General features: G+C 71.7%; 22 protein-coding genes. 9 read left to right on the forward strand and 13 right to left on the reverse strand.

Annotated elements, in window-relative coordinates; genetic code table 11:
- Nucleotides 1–42: 42 nt before the first annotated feature.
- Complete coding sequence (gene efeU / locus ACFYNS_RS06840) at nucleotides 43–879, forward strand: iron uptake transporter permease EfeU (RefSeq protein ID WP_360293590.1); 837 nt, start codon at nucleotides 43–45, stop codon at nucleotides 877–879.
- Between the two features lie 4 nt (nucleotides 880–883).
- Here the strand turns inward: efeU and ACFYNS_RS06845 are convergent, their stop codons facing one another.
- From ACFYNS_RS06845 to ACFYNS_RS06860, 4 genes are all read right to left on the reverse strand, one after another.
- The gene (locus tag ACFYNS_RS06845; protein ID WP_360293593.1) at nucleotides 884–1684 is read right to left on the reverse strand and encodes an MOSC domain-containing protein; all 801 of its coding nucleotides are present in this window, start codon (nucleotides 1682–1684) and stop codon (nucleotides 884–886) included.
- Nucleotides 1685–2263: 579 nt separating this feature from the next.
- On the reverse strand, nucleotides 2264–2851 hold the full coding sequence (locus tag ACFYNS_RS06850) for a hypothetical protein (RefSeq protein ID WP_360293596.1): 588 nt from the start codon (nucleotides 2849–2851) through the stop codon (nucleotides 2264–2266).
- A 121-nt stretch (nucleotides 2852–2972) separates the two neighbouring features.
- Nucleotides 2973–3188 carry a hypothetical protein gene (locus ACFYNS_RS06855; protein ID WP_360293598.1) on the reverse strand — a complete coding sequence of 72 codons (216 nt, stop codon included), beginning with the start codon at nucleotides 3186–3188 and terminating at the stop codon, nucleotides 2973–2975.
- Entirely contained in the window at nucleotides 3185–3415 is a 231-nt protein-coding gene (locus ACFYNS_RS06860) for a hypothetical protein (protein WP_360293601.1), read from the reverse strand. Before ACFYNS_RS06860 ends, ACFYNS_RS06855 begins: the two co-directional genes overlap by 4 nt.
- A 118-nt stretch (nucleotides 3416–3533) precedes the next feature.
- On the opposite strand from ACFYNS_RS06860, the gene ACFYNS_RS06865 reads away from it, so the two are divergent.
- From ACFYNS_RS06865 to ACFYNS_RS06875, 3 genes are read left to right on the forward strand one after another with little or no spacing between them, the layout of a single operon-like run.
- Complete coding sequence (locus tag ACFYNS_RS06865; protein ID WP_388601273.1) at nucleotides 3534–4373, forward strand: helix-turn-helix transcriptional regulator; 840 nt, start codon at nucleotides 3534–3536, stop codon at nucleotides 4371–4373.
- Entirely contained in the window at nucleotides 4370–4579 is a 210-nt protein-coding gene (locus ACFYNS_RS06870; RefSeq protein ID WP_360293603.1) for a DUF397 domain-containing protein, read from the forward strand. The genes ACFYNS_RS06865 and ACFYNS_RS06870 overlap by 4 nt, the downstream gene beginning before the upstream one ends.
- Before the next feature lie 29 nt (nucleotides 4580–4608).
- Complete coding sequence (locus ACFYNS_RS06875) at nucleotides 4609–4839, forward strand: DUF397 domain-containing protein (protein WP_360293606.1); 231 nt, start codon at nucleotides 4609–4611, stop codon at nucleotides 4837–4839.
- Nucleotides 4840–4843: 4 nt separating this feature from the next.
- Here the strand turns inward: ACFYNS_RS06875 and ACFYNS_RS06880 are convergent, their stop codons facing one another.
- Genes ACFYNS_RS06880 through ACFYNS_RS06915 form a run of 8 tightly spaced genes read right to left on the reverse strand, consistent with a single transcriptional unit; the run spans nucleotide 4844 to nucleotide 13166 of the window.
- Complete coding sequence (locus ACFYNS_RS06880; protein ID WP_388601275.1) at nucleotides 4844–6256, reverse strand: NADH-quinone oxidoreductase subunit N; 1413 nt, start codon at nucleotides 6254–6256, stop codon at nucleotides 4844–4846.
- Nucleotides 6253–7764, reverse strand: coding sequence for an NADH-quinone oxidoreductase subunit M (locus ACFYNS_RS06885; RefSeq protein ID WP_360293612.1), 1512 nt, complete (start codon nucleotides 7762–7764; stop codon nucleotides 6253–6255). Before ACFYNS_RS06885 ends, ACFYNS_RS06880 begins: the two co-directional genes overlap by 4 nt.
- A 7-nt stretch (nucleotides 7765–7771) precedes the next feature.
- A complete protein-coding gene (locus tag ACFYNS_RS06890; RefSeq protein WP_388601278.1) occupies nucleotides 7772–9673 on the reverse strand; it encodes a proton-conducting transporter membrane subunit in 1902 nt (633 codons plus the stop codon).
- Nucleotides 9670–9975: an NADH-quinone oxidoreductase subunit K gene (locus ACFYNS_RS06895; RefSeq protein WP_360293618.1), complete on the reverse strand. Its 306-nt coding sequence runs from the start codon at nucleotides 9973–9975 to the stop codon at nucleotides 9670–9672. The genes ACFYNS_RS06890 and ACFYNS_RS06895 overlap by 4 nt, the downstream gene beginning before the upstream one ends.
- Nucleotides 9972–10532, reverse strand: coding sequence for an NADH-quinone oxidoreductase subunit J (locus ACFYNS_RS06900; RefSeq protein WP_360293621.1), 561 nt, complete (start codon nucleotides 10530–10532; stop codon nucleotides 9972–9974). The genes ACFYNS_RS06895 and ACFYNS_RS06900 overlap by 4 nt, the downstream gene beginning before the upstream one ends.
- 60 nt (nucleotides 10533–10592) lie before the next feature.
- Nucleotides 10593–11522, reverse strand: a complete 930-nt coding sequence (locus ACFYNS_RS06905) for a complex I subunit 1 family protein (protein ID WP_388601281.1) — start codon at nucleotides 11520–11522, stop codon at nucleotides 10593–10595.
- Entirely contained in the window at nucleotides 11515–12825 is a 1311-nt protein-coding gene (locus ACFYNS_RS06910; protein ID WP_388601284.1) for a hypothetical protein, read from the reverse strand. Before ACFYNS_RS06910 ends, ACFYNS_RS06905 begins: the two co-directional genes overlap by 8 nt.
- The gene (locus tag ACFYNS_RS06915; RefSeq protein ID WP_360293629.1) at nucleotides 12816–13166 is read right to left on the reverse strand and encodes an NADH-quinone oxidoreductase subunit A; all 351 of its coding nucleotides are present in this window, start codon (nucleotides 13164–13166) and stop codon (nucleotides 12816–12818) included. Before ACFYNS_RS06915 ends, ACFYNS_RS06910 begins: the two co-directional genes overlap by 10 nt.
- 296 nt (nucleotides 13167–13462) lie before the next feature.
- Between ACFYNS_RS06915 and ACFYNS_RS06920 the strand changes: the two genes are divergently transcribed.
- The 3 genes from ACFYNS_RS06920 (at nucleotide 13463) to ACFYNS_RS06930 (ending at nucleotide 17371) form a co-directional block, all read left to right on the forward strand.
- Nucleotides 13463–16078: a polysaccharide lyase family 8 super-sandwich domain-containing protein gene (locus tag ACFYNS_RS06920; RefSeq protein ID WP_388601287.1), complete on the forward strand. Its 2616-nt coding sequence runs from the start codon at nucleotides 13463–13465 to the stop codon at nucleotides 16076–16078.
- Between the two features lie 142 nt (nucleotides 16079–16220).
- Entirely contained in the window at nucleotides 16221–16391 is a 171-nt protein-coding gene (locus ACFYNS_RS06925; protein WP_360293635.1) for a hypothetical protein, read from the forward strand.
- 458 nt (nucleotides 16392–16849) lie between these two features.
- Nucleotides 16850–17371, forward strand: a complete 522-nt coding sequence (locus ACFYNS_RS06930) for a Tn3 family transposase (RefSeq protein ID WP_388601291.1) — start codon at nucleotides 16850–16852, stop codon at nucleotides 17369–17371.
- A gap of 316 nt (nucleotides 17372–17687) precedes the next feature.
- On the opposite strand, the gene ACFYNS_RS06935 is transcribed toward ACFYNS_RS06930, so the two are convergent.
- On the reverse strand, nucleotides 17688–18314 hold the full coding sequence (locus ACFYNS_RS06935) for a TetR/AcrR family transcriptional regulator (protein WP_388601294.1): 627 nt from the start codon (nucleotides 18312–18314) through the stop codon (nucleotides 17688–17690).
- A gap of 132 nt (nucleotides 18315–18446) precedes the next feature.
- Between ACFYNS_RS06935 and ACFYNS_RS06940 the strand changes: the two genes are divergently transcribed.
- Together ACFYNS_RS06940 and ACFYNS_RS06945 are read left to right on the forward strand one after the other, a co-directional pair.
- Nucleotides 18447–19898 carry an amidase gene (locus tag ACFYNS_RS06940; RefSeq protein WP_360293646.1) on the forward strand — a complete coding sequence of 484 codons (1452 nt, stop codon included), beginning with the start codon at nucleotides 18447–18449 and terminating at the stop codon, nucleotides 19896–19898.
- Between the two features lie 176 nt (nucleotides 19899–20074).
- The gene (locus ACFYNS_RS06945) at nucleotides 20075–20221 is read left to right on the forward strand and encodes a hypothetical protein (protein ID WP_360293648.1); all 147 of its coding nucleotides are present in this window, start codon (nucleotides 20075–20077) and stop codon (nucleotides 20219–20221) included.
- The last annotated feature ends 10 nt before the right edge of the window (nucleotides 20222–20231 follow it).

Genomic DNA, 20231 nt, shown 5'->3' on the forward strand with positions numbered 1-20231 from the left:
CCGGTCGGCGGCGGTGTCAGCGAAGGTGGAGGAAGGTCCGGCATGCTCGGTAACTATCTGATCGGCCTGCGGGAGGGCCTGGAGGCCAGCCTGGTCGTCTGCATTCTCGTGGCCTACCTGGTCAAGACCGGGCGGCGGGACGCGCTGCGGCCGGTCTGGCTGGGTATCGCGGCGGCCTGCGCGATCTCCCTCGGCTTCGGCGCCGCTCTGGAGTTCGGCTCCCAGGAGCTGACGTTCGAGGCCCAGGAAGCCCTCGGCGGCTCGCTGTCCATCCTGGCCGTCGGGCTGGTGACCTGGATGGTCTTCTGGATGCGCCGCACCGCCCGGCACCTCAAGAGCGAGCTGCACGGCAAGCTGGACGCGGCCCTCCAGATGGGCACCGGGGCGCTGGTCGCCACCGCGCTGCTGGCGGTGGGCCGCGAGGGGCTGGAGACGGCCCTGTTCGTCTGGGCATCGGTCCGGGCCAGCGGCGAGGGCAGCGCGACGCCCCTGGCCGGTGTCCTGCTCGGCCTCGCCACCGCCGTCGTCCTCGGCTGGCTCTTCTACCGCGGCGCCCTGCGGATCAACCTCGCCCGCTTCTTCACCTGGACCGGCGCCATGCTGGTCATCGTCGCCGCCGGGGTACTGGCCTACGGCGTCCACGACCTCCAGGAGGCCCGCTTCCTCGGCGGCCTGAGCACCAAGGCGTTCGACATCAGCTCCGCCGTCCCGCCGGACAGCTGGTACGGCACGCTCCTGAAGGGCGTCTTCAACTTCCAGCCCGACCCCACCGTCCTCCAGCTGGTCGTCTGGGTGCTGTACCTGGGCGTGACGATGACGTTCTTCCTCGCCCCGCGGCGGGACGCCTCCGCACGGAAGCCGTCGCCGACGGCCGCCTAGGACTTCAGTGACGGTTTCGGGTCTGTCCAGCAGGTTCGTCGGTGGATCGTCGTCGGCCAACCGCGGATGGCTTCGACGATCCGGTGGACCGCGGCTGGATCAGCGCGACGGTGTCTCCGACCTGCACCGGCCCTGGAGCCGCGACGCTGGCCAGGGCGTCCAGCCGGGCCTCGTGCGCGTCGGCGACGGCGCGCAGCACCGACGACGAGTGAGGCAGATCCTGCTGGGCCTCGTTGGTCATCACACATCGGCGGCTGGACCGCACGAACTCCACGCACGTGACGGTGCCGATCCGCGCGGTGTTCCCGAACCATTCGTCCTCCACGAAAGGCGGTGTGTCCGGCGGTGTCCGTACCAACAGGTTCGGCCGGAACCGCCGCTCATCGACCGGCACACCCGGCACGGCTTCGCGCACCCAATCGAGGGTGGCCGTGGTCAGAACGCTCACAGGAAGCTGGTCGAAGTGGGAGACGGCGCCCTCGGGGGCCACTTCGACGTCCTCCCGGCCGAGATAGCGACGGATGTAGGCAGTCGGATCCTCGACGGCCATGCCGTGTGGATCCAGCAGTTCGGGCCGGCCGACGCCGTCCACGTATCGTGAGCGCAGCTGCAACAGACCCGGCATCCTGCGGAAGCGGCGGGTGTTCTTTCCCGAGCCGAACTTCCCTTCGGCATCACGCACCGCGAAGAGACGATCGCCGAGTAGACCCCTCGCATCGACGTCCACCCGGTGTAGCCGCTCACCGCCGGTCGACTTGATCGGATAACGCCAGATCCGTTCGACCACGCCAACCACATCCGCCATTCGGATGAGCGTACAGGAGCCCACCTGGTCGTACGCCTGTCGATATATCCCCTGGCACCGCGTCACGAGCGACGTTCGTCCGACGCCCTGCGCTCCCACCCAGGCACCGGAGGCAGAACTGCGAATTCCGTGTTCACCGTCTTTTGTGCACCCGCGTAGCTCGTGGTATGAGCCTGGATCGGTACCACGCCCACAGCTTCCAGCCCCCCAGACCTGCGGCGTCGAGCTGCCGGTGCCATCCGGCCCCCTGAATCACCCGGTACTCCCACGTGGTCGGCAATGTCGTTCCTCTCTCCTCGAAGAAGGCATTCGTGCGTCGACGATGCCAGGGTCGACATGTCCTGGGCAGTTGGAGGCCGGAGGGTGCGCCACCCCCGATCTGCTACCGCCGACCGACCGGTTCACACGGCGCCGAGAAGCCCCGGATCGAGGCCATCGAACTGTCGGCACGAGTCCCGGGCGACGCCCAACAGCAGCCAGCCGCCCGGCGCCCATGACCTCCCTGAGTTCAGGCCAAGCTGGTTCCTCGGCGTCGGTCGACTCATAGAGCTCGCGCATGGTCGGGGCCTGCCTGGCGGGTCAGGTCACGTCCTCACAAGGGTTGTAGTCCTTCTTCTTGGAACAGGACTCGAACCGCTTGGCGTACTTCTTGACGGCCGACTCGAACACGTCCTCGGAGGAGACGATGGTCCACCGCGTCTTCTCCACACCGAAGGTGCGGTCGAACTTCAACCGGGTTCGGTCCTCGGAGAGAGTCCCTTTGACGTTCCCATAGTCGGTCAGGCCGTCGAACTCGAACATGGTGCGAGTGCCGCGGCCGTTGAAGTCGGTCTTCGTCCGGATTTCACGGCCCGAGCCGTCGAAGTGGATCAGAGTGTACTTCCCGACCACCTGGCCCCCCGCCGGGTAGAGCTTGAACGCCAGCATGGCGTGCAGTTCGCCGTCCACGATCATGGCGACGTACTTGCGGTTCCGGGACTCGGGCGCGGCGCTCGGGGACTCCGCCCCTTCGTTGCCGCCTGCCGAACTCGCGGTCGCGTCGCCGGGGGTCAAGCCCGTCGGATTGCCTGACTCGCCGTCCCCGCAGCCCACGAGCACGGCCGACAGCAGCAGCGCGACCGTGCCGCACCGTAATGCCGTTCCCAGCGGGCGTCCGCATCCCCACACGTCAACTCCTCGTCCCTGTAGGCCGGTCCGTTCCCCGTCCCGCCATCGGCTCGGCGCCCCGGAAGAAGTCAGAATTCCCCCTCCAGGGGCGCAGTGCAAGCCCATCCCCACAGCTGCGGCGCTACAGCCCCCACCGGTGGTTGGCCGTCGCCAGTCTCACCGACATCACCTCGGCGCGGCTCGCCGACCGCAGGTCGTCGGGATCGGCATGCCACGCGGGACCGCCGGGCCGCACGAGACGCACCGAGCCGTCTTCACCGACCGAGTGGACGATGCCTGCTGTACGCCGGGCGAGGTCGCTGACGACCTCGCCCGGCCGCCACTCGCCACGGCTCAACGCGGCTTTCCGCCCAGCGCCGCGGCCAGCTTCTCGGCCGTCGCCAGGTTGCAGCCGCCCAGTTCGAGCAGCGGGCCGCGCGGCGACCTGTCCACGCAGGAAGCCAGGTCCACGCGAAGGGACGGCAGCATGATGCCCGCCTCCGCGAGCGCGGCCCGCAGCCGCTCGTGGGTGCCCTCCGCCTCGCGGAGCTTGGCCAGCGTCGGGGTACGTCGGCGATCTGCCATGGAACTGCGCCTTTCTCAGGGGACTTTCACTTTCCGTGCCCCTACCGTGGCGCTCCGGACATAGCCTTGTGGAGAGCACTCACTGTGCACCTGTGCTTGTCAAGAGGCGGAGAACGGAATGACGGCAGAACGCCGGAACGACACGGACCCCAAAGCCGATCCGAAGGTGTCGACCCTCGCCTACTTCGGCACCGAGTTGCGGATCAGGAGAGAAGAGGCCGAACTGAGCCAGGCCGAACTGGGCCGCCGCACCTTCTGCACCCACTCGTACGTCTCCCGGATCGAGTCCGCCAGCCGCGTCCCGAGCGAGGAATTCGCCCAGCGCTGTGACGAGGTCCTGTGCACGAGTGGATTGTTCGCCCGGCTGTGGCCTGTCGTGATCGAGCACGCCTACCCGGACTGGTTCCGCCCGTTCGTGGACCTGGAGAAGGATGCTGTCAGCATCTGGAACTTCCAAAACCAGGTGGTCCCGGGGCTGTTGCAGACAGAGGAGTACGTCCGCGCGGTGTTCGACGGCGGACGGCTCCCTCACGCACAAGAGCTGATCGCTGCTCGCCTCACCCGCCAGCACATCTTGGAAGAGGAGTCACCACCCGAGATCTGGGCGGTACTCGATGAGAGCATCCTGCGGCGGCCGATCGGCGGAGCCGAGGTCATGCGGCGGCAACTGGAGCACCTCCTCGCATGCGCGGCCGATCCCCGCGTCGTGCTCCAGGTGCTGCCGTTCACCGCAGGCGCTCACGCCGGGCTCAACGGGGCTTTCGCAGGGCTGACGATGAAGAAGGAAGTCGGACCCGACGTGGTGTACATGGACGGCATCGTGCGCGGCCACGTATATGCCCGTGAGGTGGAGGTCGGGGCCGCCCGTCGAGCCTATGATCTCCTGATGGCCGACGCCCTGTCCCCAAGAGCTTCCGTCGATCTGATGGCGGCAGCGGCAAAGGAACTTACCCAATGACAAGCACACGTAGCCTTCCCCGCACGACATGGCGCAAGAGCAGCTACAGCGGCAACAACGGCGGTGACTGCCTCGAAGTCGCCGTCGACCGCCCCGACCACGCTCTCCCCGTCCGGGACTCGAAGAACCCCACCGGCCCCACCCTCCTCGTTCCCGCCCCCGCCTGGCAGGCGTTCATCACGGCGGTAGCCGAAAGGCGGATCTGAACTTCAGCCAAGCGACGGAGGGCCACATCATGAACAACACGCCGCACAGTGACCAGGGCTGGCGCAAGAGCAGCTACAGCGGCCAGAACGGCGGCAACTGCCTGGAGATGGCCGTCGACTACCCCGGCCCCGCCCTCCCCGTCCGGGACTCCAAGAATCCCTCCGGCCCCGCCCTCCTCATCCCCACCCCCGCCTGGCAGGCGTTCGTGGCCGAGGTGCGGGGCGGCGGTTTCGGTGCGGGGCGGCCGTCCGGCGGCTGAGCGTTCAGCCCAGCAGGGGGCCGGTGGTGAGCGGCAGGACCGCGCCGCCGGCCAGGCCGAGGAGCAACGAACCGGTGCCCGCCACGTAGGCGGTGCCGACTGTCACCCGGCCAGTGACCGCGTGCCGTTGGGCAGAACCCGACCGGAACACCGGGGCGAGCCAGCGCAGGTAGTAGAAGAGTGAGGCGACGGTGTTGGCGACGGCGAGCGCCGCGAGCCAGGGCCGGCCGCCGTCCACGGCCGCGGTGAAGATCTCCAGTTTGCCGAGGAAGACGCCGGTCGGCGGGGTGCCCACCAGGCCCAGCAGGCAGACGAGCAGGGCGGCGGCGAGTCCTGGCCGCTGTCCGGCCAGCCCGCGGTAGTCGTCCAGGGAGCGTGCCTGCGGCAGCGCGGTGACGACGGCGAACGCGCCGAGATTGGTGAGCGCGTAGGCGGCCAGGTAGAGCAGCAGGGCGCGTTGTGCGAGGTCGGTGCGGGTGGCGACGGAGAGCGCCATCAGCAGGTAGCCGATCTGGCTGATGGTGGAGTAGGCGAGCAGCCGCTTGGCGTCGGTCTGGAAGAACGCGGCGAGGTTGCCCCAGGTCATGGAGGCGGCGGCGAGGACGGCGAGCAGCAGCGGCCAGTCGACTCCGCTGTCGGGCAGCGCCTGGTGGAGCAGGCGGTATCCGGCGATCAGCGCACCGATCTTGGGCAGGGTGGTGACGTAGGCGGCGACGGGTGGGGCGGTTCCCTCGGTGACGTCGGGGACCCAGAAGTGGGCGGGTACCGCACCGGCCTTGAACAGCAGGCCGGCCAGTACGGCGACCAGGCCGGCGGCGACCAGCGCGGGGTCGGCGCCGGGGAGCCCGTCGCGCAGGGTGCGGTAGCCGGTGGCGCCGGCGGCGGCGTACAGCAGCGCGACTCCGGCGAGCATGACGGTGCCCAGCAGTGCTCCGAACAAGTAGTACTTCAGGGCGGCTTCGGTGCCCGGGGCGTCCTTGGCGAACGCGGCGAGCGCGTAGGCGGGGACACTGGCGAGCAGATACCCGGCGAACAAGGTCAGCAGGTCGTCGGCGCCGATCAGGACGAGGGTGCCGGTGCCGGTCAGCAGCAGCAGGACGTAGTACTCGCTCTCCCGCTTGTGGCCGCGCAGCGACTCCGCGGACAACGCCACGACGAGCAGCAGCGCGGTCAGGACGGTCAGCCGTCCGGCGTTCGTCGGCGCGTCGACGGCGAAGGTGGTGTCGAAGACGGTCTGTTCGCGGCCGGTGGCCATGGTGTGGCCGGTGGCGGCGAGGCCGGCCAGGCACGCGGTGGCGGCCAGTGCCGCCACGGCCCACTGCCGGTTGCGGGGCAGCCAGCTTCCGGCGAGCAGGCCGCAGACTGCTGCCGCGGCGAGGAAGGTCTCGGGCAGGAGTGCGGCGACGTTCTCGTTCACCGTGCCACCAGTTCCGTCACGGAGCGTCCGGCCGGTTCGACCACGTCCAGCAGGAACCGCGGAAGCACGCCGATGACCAGCGCGAGGGCCAGCAGCGGGTAGGTTGCGGCGGCCTCCCGGGTGCGGAGGTCGGCAAGGCCCGACAGGGGGATGCCGGCGGGCAGCCGGGGCGGGCCGAGGAAGAGGGAGCGCAGGGCGCGCAGGAACAGCGCCGCGCTCAGCAGGATGCCCAGCAGCGCGATGCCGGTCGCGGCGGCCTGGGAGGCCAGGCTGCCGGTGAAGATCTGGAACTCGGCGATGAATCCGGAGAAGCCGGGGATGCCGAGGCTGGCGAACGCGGCGATCCCGGTGGCGGCGGCGAAGCGGGGGGTGTGCCCGGCCAGTCCCGAGTAGGCGTCGAGCGCGTAGGTGCCGCCCCGGTCGTACAGCACTCCGGTGAGCAGGAACAGGGCGCCGGTCAGCAGGCCGTGGCTGACCATCTGGACGACGGCTCCGGTGACGGCCAGGGAGCGGGCCTGGGCGTCGCTTCCGGCGAGTGATCCGGCGGCGCCGATCGCCAGCACGACGTAGCCCATGTGGTTGACGGAGGTGTAGGCGATCATGCGTTTGAGGTCGGTCTGGGCCAGGGCCACCAGTGCGCCGTAGACGACGGAGACCACGCCGACGACGACGAACACCGGCGCGTACTGCCGCCAACTGCCGGGCAGCAGCGGCATGGCGATGCGCACGAACCCGTAGGTGCCCATCTTCAGCAGGACTCCGGCGAGGATCGCGGAGCCGGCGGCGGGCGCTTCGGTGTGGGCGGGCGGCAGCCAGGTGTGCAGCGGCACGGTGGGCGTCTTGACGGCGAGCCCGGCACCGACGGCCAGCAGTACCAGGCCCGCGTACAGGCCCTGGCCCGCCAGCGGGTTGCTGCGGGTCAGTTCCACGAGGTCGAAGGTGTGCGGGTCGGCGGCCAGGTACAGGCCGATGAAGCCGAGCAGCAGGGCGAGGGAGCCGACGAAGGTGTAGAGGAAGAACTTCAGCGCCGCCGCGCGGGCCCGCTCGCCGTGGCCCCAGCCCGCGATGACGACGTACATGCCGACGATGGACAGGTCGAAGAAGACGAAGAACAGGATCAGGTCGAGCGCCACGAACAGGCCGACGCTGACGGTCTGCAGGAACAGGAACAGGCAGGCGAGCGCGCGCACCCGGCGGGTCTCGCGCAGCATGTGGACGGCGGCGGCCAGGAAGAGGACGCAGACCATCGCGATCAGCGGCAGGGACAGCCCGTCCACCCCGACGTGGTAGCTCACCCCGGCGCCGGGCATCCAGCGCGCCCGCTGCTCGTACTGCAACCCGCCGTGCGGATCGAACCGGACCCAGACGGCCACGACCAGGGCCAGGTCCGCGGCGGCGGTGGCGATCCACACCCAGGAGCAGACCCGGTCCGGCACCCGGACGGCGCGCGGCAGCAGGGCCAGTACGGCGCAGGCCAGCAGGGGGAGGAAGGTGACGACGGTCAGCACGAGTGGATTACCTCACCAACAGCACGAGCAGGGTCAGCGCCGCGAAGCCGACGACGGCTTGGGCGTAGTACTGGTGCAGCAGCCCGGTCTGCGGGCGCCGGGCCCAGCAGCCGAGGCGGCGGGCCCCGGCGGCGACCGCGCCGACGGCGGCGTCCAGCCCGCCGTCGTCGGTCCGGCGCGCCAGCCGCGCGAGGGCCAGGCCGCCCCGCCCGAGCTGCCGTACGGCGCCGTCCACCACCCGGTCGTCGAAGGCGGCCAGCGCCCGGGCCAGCGCCATGACGGGCCGTACGAGCAGCACATGCGCGGCATGGTCCAGGCCCAGCCACCGCTCGGCCCAGCGCACGGCGGGGCGCGGGCGGGAGGCCGCATGCCCGGAGCGGGCGATGCGCGGCAGCCAGGTCCAGGCGGCGCCCGCGGCGCCGAGGGCGACCGCTGCGGAGACGACGGCTTCCCAGGGGTGGAGCGGGGGCCGGTCCCCGGCGCCGAGCAGGGCGCTGAGCCAGTCGGCGGGACCGGGCAGGACCAGCACCCCCAGGAGGGCCCCGGCGCAGCCGAGCGCCCATAGCGGCAGCAGCGCGGAGCGGGCGGGGCGCTGCGGGTGGCCGGCCCGTTCGGCGGCGTCCCCGGCGTGCCCGGCGGCCGGTTCGCCGGGCAGCGGGCGGGTGACGGACCAGAGCGCCTTGACGCTGTAGACCGCCGCGAGGGCGCTCGCGGCCAGGGCGATCACGTACAGCGCCGGGTCATCGGCGCGGGCGGCGCCGAGTACCCCGTCCTTGGCCGCCCACAGGGACAGCGGCGGCAACCCGGCCAGCGCCAGTGCACCCACCGCGAAGGCGGCGCCCACTGACGGCCACCGTCGGGCGGCGCCCTCAAGCGCGGGCAGGTGCCGGGTGCCGAGCGCGGTCAGCCAGATTCCGGCGGCCAGGAACAGCCCGGACTTCACGGCAGCGTGTGCCACCAGTTGCACGGTGCCCGCGGCCACTCCCCCGCTGCCCGCCGCGAGCACCATGAAGCCCACCTGCGCCGAGGTGGAGGCGGCCAGCAGTTGTTTGACGTCGCGCTGGGCGACGGCGACCGCGCCCAGCAGCAGGGCGGTGAGCGCGCCGGTCCAGGCGACCAGTGGCCCCGCCCAGTGCGTCGCGGTCAGCAGCGGGGACAGCCGCAGCAGCAGGTAGGCACCGGCGGCGACCATGGTGGCCGAGTGCAGCAGCGCGGAGACCGGGCTGGGGCCCTCCATCGCCCGCGACAGCCAGAAGGAGAAGGGCAGTTGTGCGGACTTGCCCAGCGCCGCGAGGACGACGCCGGCGCCGGTCACATGCAGCCAGACCCCGTCGGCCTGCGGCAGCGCGGCCAGCCGCAGGGAGCCGACGCCTCCGGCCAGGGCGGCCCCCGCGGCCAGGTACATGCCCAGGTCGGCGGCGCGGGTGGTCAGGAACGCGGTGTCCGCGGCCCGCGCCCGGCCCGGCTGCCGCCACCGGTAGCCGATCAGGGCCCAACTCGCGGCGCCCATCACCTCCCAGGCCATCAGCAGCAGTGCCAGCGTGGTCGCCGTGACGGTGACGAGCATCGCGGCGGCGAACAGCAGCAGCAGTCCGAAGTAGCGCCCCCGGTTCTCGTCCGGGCCCGCCTCCCGGGCGGAGAAGACCAGCACGGCGGTGGTGACCGCGGCGACGGTGACCACCATGACCGCCGAGAGTCCGTCCACCCGCAGTCCGGCCCGGATCCCGGCGAACAGCGGGGCGCTCGCCTGGGGCCGGGCGACCGCGGCGGCGACGGCCAGTGCCAAGGTGGCGGCCCCCGCGGCCGGGGCGGCGACCGGGGCGCAGGTGTTCCAGCGGCGTCCGCCGAGGCAGAGCAGGGTCCCGGCGCCGAGGGGAAGGGCGAGCAGCGCCCACAGCAGTGCGCTCATCCCTTCAGGTCCTCGGCCATGTCGGTCATGTCGACCTGGCGTGCGCGGTAGATCGCCGTCGTCACGGCGAACCCCATGGCCATCTCGACCGCCATCGCCACCACGGCGGCGACGATGACGACCTGCCCGTCGGCACCGGAGGGGGCGAGGAAGTGCCAGAACGCGGCGGCGGCGACGATGACGCCGCCGATCATCAACTCGATGCCCATCATGATCATGACGATGGACTGCTGGGACAGCGCCCCGAACAGCCCGATGCTGAACAGGCCCGCAGCGAGCACGCAGACGAGTTCGAAGGTCACCGTCCCACTCCTCCACCGACCGGGTCCCGGGGGGTGCGGCGGTCGAGTGCGTCGCCGAAGCGGTCGTAGCGGCCGCGCCGGGTGGCCAGCACGGTGGCGCCGACCATCGTGGCCAGCAGCACGAAGCCGAGCACGATCATGGTCAGCATCTGTCCGCCCATCAGCGCCCTGCCGACCTGCACGGTGGTGTCCGGCGGCGGTCCGCCCCGCCGCGCCGGCCAGGGCACCAGGAAGACGGCGGCGACGAGCGCGGCGAACACCGCGACGCTGAGGGCCAGCGAGCCGCGCTTGTTGTGCAGCATCGACATGGGCATCAGGCCCGCCGGGTTCATCATGTAGGCGATCATGAAGACGGCCATCACCACCATCTCCATGATCATCATCAGTACGGTCACCACGCCGAGGTAGGGCAGTCCGAGCAGCGCCACCTCGCCGCCCACGCAGCACAGCGAGAGCAGCAGCGCGAAGGTGGCCCGCGCCATCGAGTCGCAGCGGAAGACCAGCACACCGCCGGCCAGGGCGAGCACGCCCAGCACCGCCGGCAGTACGGATTCCACGTCGTCTCTCCTCCTTCGGTCGGCCGTCGGCGGGCTGCCGACGGGACAGCCAGCGGCAGTTCAGCGTCCGAGTACCAGCAGCGCGGGCACGAGGACCTGCACGAGGGTCAGCGGGACCAGAACGACCCAGGCGAACTCCACGTACCGGTCGGCCCGCACCACCGGCATCCGGCGCAGCACCCACACCAGTACGGCGAGCACCGCGAGGGTCTTGAGCGACGACCAGGCCCAGCCGGGCAGTCCGGGCCCCGACCCGCCACCGAGGAACAGCGGCACGGCCATCGCCGCGCCGGAGGTCAGCCACAGCCACCGGCCCGCCTCCAGCAGCAGCCGGTCGACTCCCGAGGTCTCCCCCAGCACACCCGCGGCGATGTCCTCGCCCGCCGGGTAGCGGAACGGCCCCAGAAAGCTGAACGCCAGCACGCCCGCCAGGTAGACGGCGAACGCGATCGGCATCCACACCGCGAACCACAGGCCGTGCTGGGCCTGCGCGATGTCGCCGACCCGCAGCGACTCGGCCGCCGTCGCAGCGGAGAGGAGGGCGAACATCAGCGGCAGTTCGTAGGCCAGCCCCTGGGCGACGAAGCGGTAGCCGCCGATCAGCGAGAACGCCGCGTTCGGACCCCAACCGGCCAGCCACAGCCCGCCCCAGGTGACTACCTCCATCGCGTTGAACCACACGACTCCCACGGACAGATCGGCGACCGCCGTCCCGCCGAACGGAATCACCAGGGCGGACAGCACCGCCGCCACGGGTACGGACACCACTCCCAGCCGCCACAGCAGCCGGTCCGCGGCCGGCAGCCGCCGGGGCTGCGCGGCCAGCAGCCGGGGCACCTCCAACAGGGGACGCATCGCCGTCCGGACGGTCGTCGGGCGCCCCGCGTCCCGTGCGGCCAGCAGCGCGTCCCCGGCGACGGCGAGCACCGCCCCGGCCAGCAGCAGCGCGGGCGCGGCCAGCAGCGACCACCAGGCTGCGGTCTCAGTCACCCGCGCCCACCTCCCGCGAGACCGCGGCCAGTTCGTCCGGATCCGGGTCCAGGCTGGCCACGACGAGGCGTGCCGCCGCCAGTTCGGCGCCCTCCAGCAGCCCCGGCAGCACCCGCACCAGCGCCGCCGACGGCCACGGACCGTCCGGCGCACCGCCGCCCCGCGGGCCCTCCTCGGCCGGGTCCAGCGGACTTCGGTCCGCCAGCCGGTCCACGTCCCGCACCAGGGCCGCCAGCCAGGTCCGGTAGCGGGCGGGGACGTCCCCGTCGGCCCGTGCGGCGGGCCCGGTCACCCCGGCGTCCCGCGCCGCCTCCGCGGTCAGCACCCCCGTTCCGCGGGTCAGCCAGTACAGCGTCCGGGAGCGGCCGACCCTGCGCGCGAACCGCTGCACGCCCGGCCTCAGCTCCGCACTCGACGTGCCGTCGAGCAGGTCGTCCCGCAGCCGCCGGGCCGTGGTCGCCGCGCCCGCCCATCCGGCGACCGCCAGCAGCCGTCCCAGGCTGTCCGCGTGCGCGGCGGACCGCCGCCGTGCGCCCTCACCCGCGGCGACACGTTCCCCGGCGGCGGCCCGGGCCCAGGGCTCTCCCCAGAACGGCGGGCCGGCGTCGCCTCCTACGGGCGGCCACTCGACCTCCAGACGCTGGACCACATCGCCCTGCAGGGTGAGGCGGGCCGTCAGCGCGTCCGGCCAGTCGGCGAGGAACGGGCCCAGCGGCACATGCAGTTGGTCGAGCAGCAGCCCGTCCCGGTCCTCGCCCTGCCCGGCCATCGGCAGCCCCCAGGGCGACTCGGAGTCACCGTGCCCGCCGTGGCCGCCGTGGCCGCCATGGCCGCCATGGCCGCCATGGCCGCCATGGCCGCCATGGCCGCCATGGCCGCCGCCACTGTCCTCGTCGTCGTCGCCGTCATGCTCGTCCCGCCCGTCGCCGAATTCCGCGTCGGGCCCGCCGCCCACGGGGTTCTCGTGCCGGTGGCCCGCGTGCTGTCGTCCGGGCGGCGCGGCGAGCTCGGCGCGGCAGCGGGCCAGCGCGTCGGGAAGGGCAGCGGGGGTGGCGGCACGGGCCCGGGCACGGGGGGCGGGGAGGCCCTGCCACAGCCGGTCGATCGCCGGGCGCAGCCCGCGGCACTCGGGGCCCGCGACCAACAGGACGTCGGCCTCCGCGGGCGTGCGGGCCTGCGGCAGGTCCTGGAGCCGGAGTTGGCGCTCGGCGGCCAGCCGGGTCGCCGTACCGCCCGGCGTCGTCACCAGCAGGACGTGCGGCCGGGCGGCGGCGGCCCGCAGCGGAAGGGCCGTCAGGTCCATCGCAGCGCACCTTCCCGCCAGGCGTACACGACACCCGCGACGAGCACGGCGAGGAAGACGAACATCTCCGTCACCGCGCTCGCCCCCACCGCGGAGACGACCCGTGTCCACGGATACATGAACACCATTTCCATGTCGAAGGCGAGAAAGAGCATCGTGGCCGTGTACCAGCGGACGTGGAAGCGGCTGACAGCGTGCTCGCTCGGTGCCAGCCCCGAGTTGAACGGCCCGGCGGGCAGCGAGCCGGCGGGGCCGCGCAGTGCACGGGCGGCCGCGTAGAGGGCACCGACTCCCAGCAGGGCAACCCCGAGCAGCGCCACCGCGGCGGTGAGACCGCTCATCGGGCCCGCGCCCCTGATGCGCGCCGTACCTGCCGAACTGCCATGGCCGTCGCTCCCTTCCGCGCAGCGCCGTTCTGTCCGTTCCGCCGGGGCCGCGTACCCCTGGGGGGCATCTTCATGCGGCGTGATCCGCTGTCGGCTTCGAGGGTGCCCGTTGCGGGCCCGGCTTCCCGGCATGCCACGCCAGCGCGGGCCGGCTCCGATCCGGGATGCGCGAGGTGTTGTCGGGGCACCCGACGGCTGTTTCACTGCGTGATGCCTGCGCCACGCCGCTCCGGCTCCCCCAGGGAGGCCCCATGGAGATCCCCCGTCGACATGTGCTCTCGCTGCTGTCCGCCGCGGGGCTGGCAGCGGTGCTCCCACCACCGGAAGCACTCGCCGCCGACGCCGTCCGGCCCGGTGCACACGGCGCGCCGGACGGCGGCACCGAGGTGGGAACCGAACGGCTGCTGGGCAACGCGCGCGCGATCCTGGCCGGCACGGCGGAGTCCAACGCGCGACCCGAGACAGCGGCGAAGCTGGCGGCGGTCACCGAGGCGGCGCGCGACCATCTCGCCGACATGGCAGCCGCGGGCGACGGAGAGCTGTTCCGCGGCCTGCCGCTCGGCAGCAGCGACAGCCACCTCAACACGTCCTTCAGGAAGCTGTACGAGATCGCCCTGGCCTCCCGCAGCCCGGGCGTCCCGCCCGGCGGCCCGCCGAACGACGCGGCCACCCGGCGCCGGGTGCTGGAGGGCCTCGTCCTGCTCCACGAGCGCTACTACGGCGACCAGTCACAGGGCTATTACGGCAACTGGTTCACCTGGGAGATCGGCATCTCCACCAGCGTCACCGCCACCCTGGTGCTGCTCGCCGAGGACGCCGCCGCGCAGCACCCCGGGCTGCTCCGCCGCTACATCGGCTCCATGGACGCCTATCTGCGGCACGGCGAGGACGGCGACGTCGATCTCGACTCGCGGTTCCACACCGGCGCCAACCTCGCCGACATCACCACCAACCGCATCCTGCAGGGGGCCCTGCTGGACGACGGGGCCCGGATCGGCAAGGCGTTGGAGGACCAGCTCACCGTCTACGCGACGGTGGACCCCTACCGGCTCCGGCACGGGGTGACCGACGGGCACTACGCGGACGGGTCGTTCATCCAGCACGCGTCCGTCGCCTACACCGGGTCGTACGGGAAGGGGCTGCTGGCCCGTGCCGTGCAGACTCTCGGGTTCCTGGAGGGCACGGGGTACGCACGCACCGAGGCACTGGTGCCGGTGGTGCACCGGTGGGTGACCGACGGCTTCGCCCCGGTCATCTTCGAGGGCTGGATGATGGAGATCGTCAAGGGCCGGGCGGTCTCCCGCACCGGCGGCGGCTACGCCGACTGCGCCGCCGTCGCGGAAGCGGTCACCGATCTGACGGCGTACGCGGACGGCGCACGGGCCAGCGCGCTCAAGGGCTATGTGAAGTATCTGCAGACGATGTCGGCGGCGCCGCCCGACCCGGCCCGCTTCACCTCCCCGCTCACCGTGGTGCGCCACGCCGCCATCCTGGCGGACGGTTCGGTACCGGCCGAGGACCTGAACCCGGCGGCGCGCTGCACCGCCTTCGACGCGATGGACCGCACGGTGCACCGCCGCCCCGGCCACGCGTTCGCGCTCGCCCGCAGTTCGGAGCGGATCAGCAAGTACGAGTACATGAGCGGCGAGAACCTGATGCCGTGGTTCCAGGGGGACGGCGCCTACTACCTCTACCTGGCCGGGGAGGACCAGCGGCAGGCGTTCGGAGTCGACTACTACACCGCCGTCCCGCCCACCGAACTGGCGGGCGTCACCGCTCCGGAGGAGCACCGCAGGACCGTACCGGAGCTGTACGGGAAGCCGTACTACGACAACCCGGACCACCCGCTGCATTTCACGCCCTCGTCCGAGTCGCAGAACACCTACGTGTACTTCCCGCGCGGCACCGCCCGCCACTCGGGCGGTGCCGCGCTGGACGCCTGCGGAGCGGCCGGGATGGTCCAGTCCGACGACGTCGCCTACGCCGAACGCGACCGGCTGCCGGACGACTTCACGGTGTACCGGAACGCGACCGCCACCAAGTCGTGGTTCATGCTGGACGACGAGATCGTGGTGCTGGCCGCGGGGGTCGGTGACCGGGCCGGACGCGCGGTCACCACGACCGTGGACGCCCGCATCGCGCCTCCGGGGAACGTGCTGCGGATCAGCGCGGAGGGCCCCGACGGCGGCAGGCGGGCGACCGCCACGGGCACCGCACCGCTGCGCTGGCTGCGGTACGCGGACGAGACGCGCGGCTCGGCCGTGGGGTACGCGTTCCTCGACTCGCCCGGCGCGGAGCGCCACCCGGTCACCGTCGGACTGGAGACCGTCACCCGCAGTCGCCGCCTGGTCCGCACCGCGAACCCGGACACGCCCGTCACCCGGCAGCTCTTCCGCGCCGGATTCCGCCAGGAGGCGGGTGCCGCACCGCGCGCACTGGCCTACGCGCTCGTGCCACACGCCTCCGAGCACGCCCTGCGCCGGTACAGAGCCCATGACGGTCCCCTCACCGTGCCGGCCAACACCACCCGCCTCCAGGCGGTGCGGCACACCGGCCTCAGGCTGCTCGCCGTGAACTGCTTCGACCGCCGGCCGCAGACGGTCGCCGGACTGCGCCTCGACGGACCCGCCTCGGTCCTCGTCCGCCGGGAGCCGGGCCGCGGACCGCGGCGCCACCGGGAGGTGACCGTCGCCGCCTCCGACCCCACGATGCACCGCGACCGGCTGACGCTGCTGCTGCACGGCCGTCGGCTGCGTCCGGTCTCCCCCGCGCCGGGCGTCGACGTACGCCACGTCCGCGGCGGCACCCTCCTCGTGGTCCGTACACGCCACGCTTACGGGCGCACCTTCACCGTCACCCTGCGCTGAGCGGTCCCGAGCGGAGCCGTCTTCGCCGGGACCGCTCCGCCGCCCTCCGCCGGCGGTGCGCCCCGGCGGCGCTGGGTACCCGGGGGCAGGCGGGCCGTGCGCGGCGGCCGCGGCCCGCGTGTCCAGTGAGAGGAGTGACACGATGAGTGACCAGACCCCGATGCCCTCCCAGGCCGAGGGCGAGCGCGACAACGGTTTCGCGGAGATGCGTTCCCTCTCGCCCGCCGAGCGGCGCAAGGCGGAGCACCCCGACTGCCCGCGCACCACTCCCTCGCAGGCCGAGGGCGAACGCGAGGAAGAGCCGCCCCGGTGACGGCCGGTTGGCAGCCGCAGCCGCACCTCCCGCGTCCGGTCGGCGGCGCCGCCCGCCCCGGCGGGCACGGCACCGCTGAACCCTTGCCGTCGTTCGTCTTCGTTCGGACGTAATGACGGAATAGGGAGACGTTTCTTCAGGCAGGCACCGGTCACTCCCGGAGTATCCCGCCGTGCCCGGCGGTCGATTATCCGCCGGTCGCATTCCCTCTTGTCCGGATTCCGCCACCGTTCGGATTCCGCGACACGGGCGGCGGGCATTCTGCCCCTCAGGACGGCACCGAGAGGATGCGCCCCCTGCCCAGGTCATGCGCCCCCGACGCATCCGTTCCGCTCCCTCGGGGGGTTATTCGCCGCTCCCCTTGCAGGCACTGGCTCCGTGAGCACTGAATAGAAATCCACTGAAGCACGCGGAAGGGCGGATGCTTCAGCGGAGCGCTCTCCGAAAAGCACGACGGAATGACGACACACCACCCCACAGAAAGGCGGATCCCTCGGAGCGCGCACACCCGGCTGTTGGCCCGGCCGGGAGCCTTCCGGGCACCAGGTGCCCCCGGCCCGCTTGCACCGGACGGCCGGGGGTACCGCCGCGAGGACACCCGCCCGGCCTCTCGCGCCCTGACCCCGTTCCCCTTCCAGTGGATCGGCTTTGGCAACCCCGGCGTCATCGCCGACAACGACCCCATCGAGCAGGAGAAGGCGGTGAAGTTCAACGCGCTGCTCACGAACGCGGTGATCTTCCACAACGCCCTGGACATCGCGAAGATCGTACGGCAGCTGCTGGAGGGGGGGTGGGTGATCGACCCGGAAGACCTGGCGCACATCTCGCCGTGTCTGACCGAGCACATCAACCGGTTCGGCGAGTACAGCACGCACGAACTCGGCATCCGGCCCGACGTGTACGACCCGAAACTCGATGTCGACTTCGCCCCGTTGCGCGAGCAGAACCTGACCGCGGCCGGCTTCGGCCAAGCTGCCTGAGCACCGAAGGACTCAACCGTGCCCGCCCCACAGCCGGGTTCGCGAAGAGCTACGACAGACGGACGTGCAGCTGAGAGTGACGAGCCGTCAGAATCTGTCGGGGTAAATGGGACGCCTCGCCCGCGGAGACGTGGCCGGGGCGATTCGCTGTCGCAGCGAATGCGCTGCTTACCGCGCCAGCGGAGCGGGCCGCCGAGCAGGACAGATGAGCAGGGGCGTCGGGGAGTCAGGCATCGGCACTCGGAGACAAGCGTTCCCGTGAACTTGGGCGAACGCGCACCGGGCTCTCGGTACTGGGGACGCGGATTCGAGGCTGTCAGCCGACGGCCGGACGGGATGCGTCGAGGGGGGAGCGGTGCCGATCCACGATTCCCTCGACGATCCTCATCAGGCGGTCCCCCGCCTGATCGATGCTTCCGTTCTGGGTGCTGACCTGCGCGCCTTCGAGTACGAAGGTGATCTCGGCTGCGGCCTGCTCGGGGTCGGGCAGCCCGGCCTCGGTGCACATGCTCTCCAGCCTGCGGGTCTGGTGGGCCTTGTGTTCCTCGATCACTTGCCGCGCTGGATGGGAGCGGTCGGGCAGTTCGGCCAGGGAGTTGATGAACGGGCAGCCCCGGTGCGAGATGGCCGGCAATCCTTCGGCGATGAAGCGGGCCAAGCCCATGATCTGCTCCCTGGGTCGACCGGGGTATTCCGTCTGGACCCGGTCGAAGGCCGCCTGGTAGTCGGCGGCGACGATCCGCATCCACTCCGCGACCAGCGCGTCCTTGGTCTCGAAGTGCCGGTAGATCGCCATTTTGGTGGTCGCGGCCTTCTCGGCGATCGTCTGGACGCTCACCCGCCGGATTCCCTCGCTCTGGAAGAGCTCTTCCGCTGCGTCGAGGATGCGCTCGCGGGGCGGCAGTTTCGCCACCCTGCTCGGCCTGCTGGCGGTCGATGCCATGGCTGCTCCGTGACGTCCGCTCGGGTGCGGGACCTCTTGTCTCATTGCTCCTACGGTACCACTTCGTTCTATTCGATACCGTTGGGTATCGTCAGGGACTCAGCAGTATTGTTCTTTCCGCTAGGAGCAAAAGTGAGAGTTGCCGAGTACGTGAACTATGACGCGGTCGGACTCGCGGAGCTGGTGGCCGAAGGGGAGGTGACCGCCGCCGAACTGCAAGCAGCCGCGCTCGAGGCCACGCAGGCGGTCGATCCGCAGATCAACGCCGTCGCGGAGACCTGGCGGGCCGACGACGAGCCCAAGCCCGGCAGCACGCCGCTGGCCGGGGCCCCTTTCCTGATCAAGGACATCGGAGCCGCCATGGCCGGGCGGCGCATGGAGCTGGGCAGCCGCCTTGCGGCCGGCAACGTCGCGCGCGCCGACTCCTTCCTGACGCTGCGCTTGCGTCGCGCCGGACTGGTGACGTTCGGACGTACCGCGACATCGGAGATGGCCTACAGCATCACGACAGAACCAGTGCTGTACGGCGCGACCCGTAACCCGTGGAACCTCGAGCGGAGCGCGGGCGGATCCAGCGGGGGCGCGGGCGCGGCTGTAGCGGCTGGGGTGGTTCCGATTGCCCACGGCACCGATGCTGCCGGCTCGCTCCGCATCCCCGCCGCCTACAACGGCCTCTTCGGGTTGAAGCCCACCCGCGGCCGGGTCTCCATGGGCCCCGACTTCGATGAGCTCTTCAGCGGCCTGGCCGTGCACGGCAGCGTCAGCCGCACGGTACGCGACAGTGCGGCCCTGCTCGACCAGATCAGCGGCCCGGAACCGGGTGACCCCTACTTCGCCCAGCAGCCGTCCCGGCCGTACACGGAGGAAGTCACCCGCCACCCGGGCCTGCTGCGGATCGGTGTCCTCACCCAGGCATGGGGCGGACGCCGCACCACCGCACCGGTGGCCGACGCCCTCTCTCGTACCGCGGGTCTGCTCGAATCCCTCGGCCACCAGGTGGAGGAGGCCGAGGTCGACCTCGGGGCCGACTGGGAGGAGTACGTCCTGGCCAACGCCCACCTGTTCACGGCGAACCTCGCGGCCACGGTCGACGAGCTGGCTGCCGCCTTCGGCCGGCCCATCGATTCCTCCACCCTCGAACCGACGACCCTCGCCGGCCACCACTACGGGCAGCTGGTCAGCGGCGCCCAGTTCGTCGCCGCTCTCACGATCCGCAACCGTGTCTCCCGCAGCCTGGCCCGGTACTTCGACACCTACGACATCTTGCTCACCCCGACCGTGCCGGAGCTTCCCACGCCCCTGGGCGCCTATGCCGCGAGCACGCAGACGCTGGACGGCCTCGGCTGGATCGACACCGTCTTCGACCGCGCGCCGTTCACCATGCCTTTCAACACGGCGGGCACGCCCGCCATGTCCGTGCCGCTGACGGCCGACCCGGAAACGGGGCTTCCGATCGGTATGCAGTTCGCCGCCGGATACGGTCTCGAAAGCCGCCTCTTCCGCCTCGCCGGCCAGTTGGAACAGGCAAGCCCATGGTCGGGCCGAATCCCCACGGTGTGGGCAGGGAATCGCACGGGCCACTGAGAAGCGCCCGCCCCTGCAGCCGGGAGCCGACGAGCCATGCGCTGAGCCAATGGGAGAAACACCTCGCGCATGCCGTCCTGGTACGGCAGGACCCCGCACACGGTCACGGTGCGGGGTCCTGCACCACCCTCGATTGTCGGCCCCACCTGCCGACGTTGCGCGAAGGAGTGCCGCTCATGTCCGCAGTTTCCAACTCCAGCACACGCCGCGACGTCGAATTCGACGCGGACGGAGAGATCGCCCCGTCGTGGCGCAACGAGGTCACCGTCCGGACCGGCGAGTGGAGCCGCGTCTACAGCGCCGACGTGACCGGCGTCACATGACACGTCGAAC

It is taken from the genome of Streptomyces sp. NPDC006925 (assembly GCF_042869575.1).
Classification (GTDB): domain Bacteria; phylum Actinomycetota; class Actinomycetes; order Streptomycetales; family Streptomycetaceae; genus Streptomyces.

Excerpts from the sequence above, each read along its gene's own strand:
- efeU (WP_360293590.1), top strand. The coding sequence starts at position 43 with ATGCTCGGTAACTATCTGATCGGCCTGCGGGAGGGCCTGGAGGCCAGC.
- ACFYNS_RS06845 (WP_360293593.1), bottom strand. The coding sequence starts at position 1,684 with ATGGCGGATGTGGTTGGCGTGGTCGAACGGATCTGGCGTTATCCGATC.
- ACFYNS_RS06860 (WP_360293601.1), bottom strand. The coding sequence starts at position 3,415 with ATGGCAGATCGCCGACGTACCCCGACGCTGGCCAAGCTCCGCGAGGCG.
- ACFYNS_RS06865 (WP_388601273.1), top strand. The coding sequence starts at position 3,534 with ATGACGGCAGAACGCCGGAACGACACGGACCCCAAAGCCGATCCGAAG.
- ACFYNS_RS06870 (WP_360293603.1), top strand. The coding sequence starts at position 4,370 with ATGACAAGCACACGTAGCCTTCCCCGCACGACATGGCGCAAGAGCAGC.
- ACFYNS_RS06875 (WP_360293606.1), top strand. The coding sequence starts at position 4,609 with ATGAACAACACGCCGCACAGTGACCAGGGCTGGCGCAAGAGCAGCTAC.
- ACFYNS_RS06890 (WP_388601278.1), bottom strand. The coding sequence starts at position 9,673 with ATGAGCGCACTGCTGTGGGCGCTGCTCGCCCTTCCCCTCGGCGCCGGG.
- ACFYNS_RS06910 (WP_388601284.1), bottom strand. The coding sequence starts at position 12,825 with ATGGACCTGACGGCCCTTCCGCTGCGGGCCGCCGCCGCCCGGCCGCAC.
- ACFYNS_RS06915 (WP_360293629.1), bottom strand. The coding sequence starts at position 13,166 with ATGAGCGGTCTCACCGCCGCGGTGGCGCTGCTCGGGGTTGCCCTGCTG.
- ACFYNS_RS06920 (WP_388601287.1), top strand. The coding sequence starts at position 13,463 with ATGGAGATCCCCCGTCGACATGTGCTCTCGCTGCTGTCCGCCGCGGGG.
- ACFYNS_RS06925 (WP_360293635.1), top strand. The coding sequence starts at position 16,221 with ATGAGTGACCAGACCCCGATGCCCTCCCAGGCCGAGGGCGAGCGCGAC.
- ACFYNS_RS06930 (WP_388601291.1), top strand. The coding sequence starts at position 16,850 with ATGACGACACACCACCCCACAGAAAGGCGGATCCCTCGGAGCGCGCAC.
- ACFYNS_RS06935 (WP_388601294.1), bottom strand. The coding sequence starts at position 18,314 with ATGGCATCGACCGCCAGCAGGCCGAGCAGGGTGGCGAAACTGCCGCCC.
- ACFYNS_RS06945 (WP_360293648.1), top strand. The coding sequence starts at position 20,075 with ATGTCCGCAGTTTCCAACTCCAGCACACGCCGCGACGTCGAATTCGAC.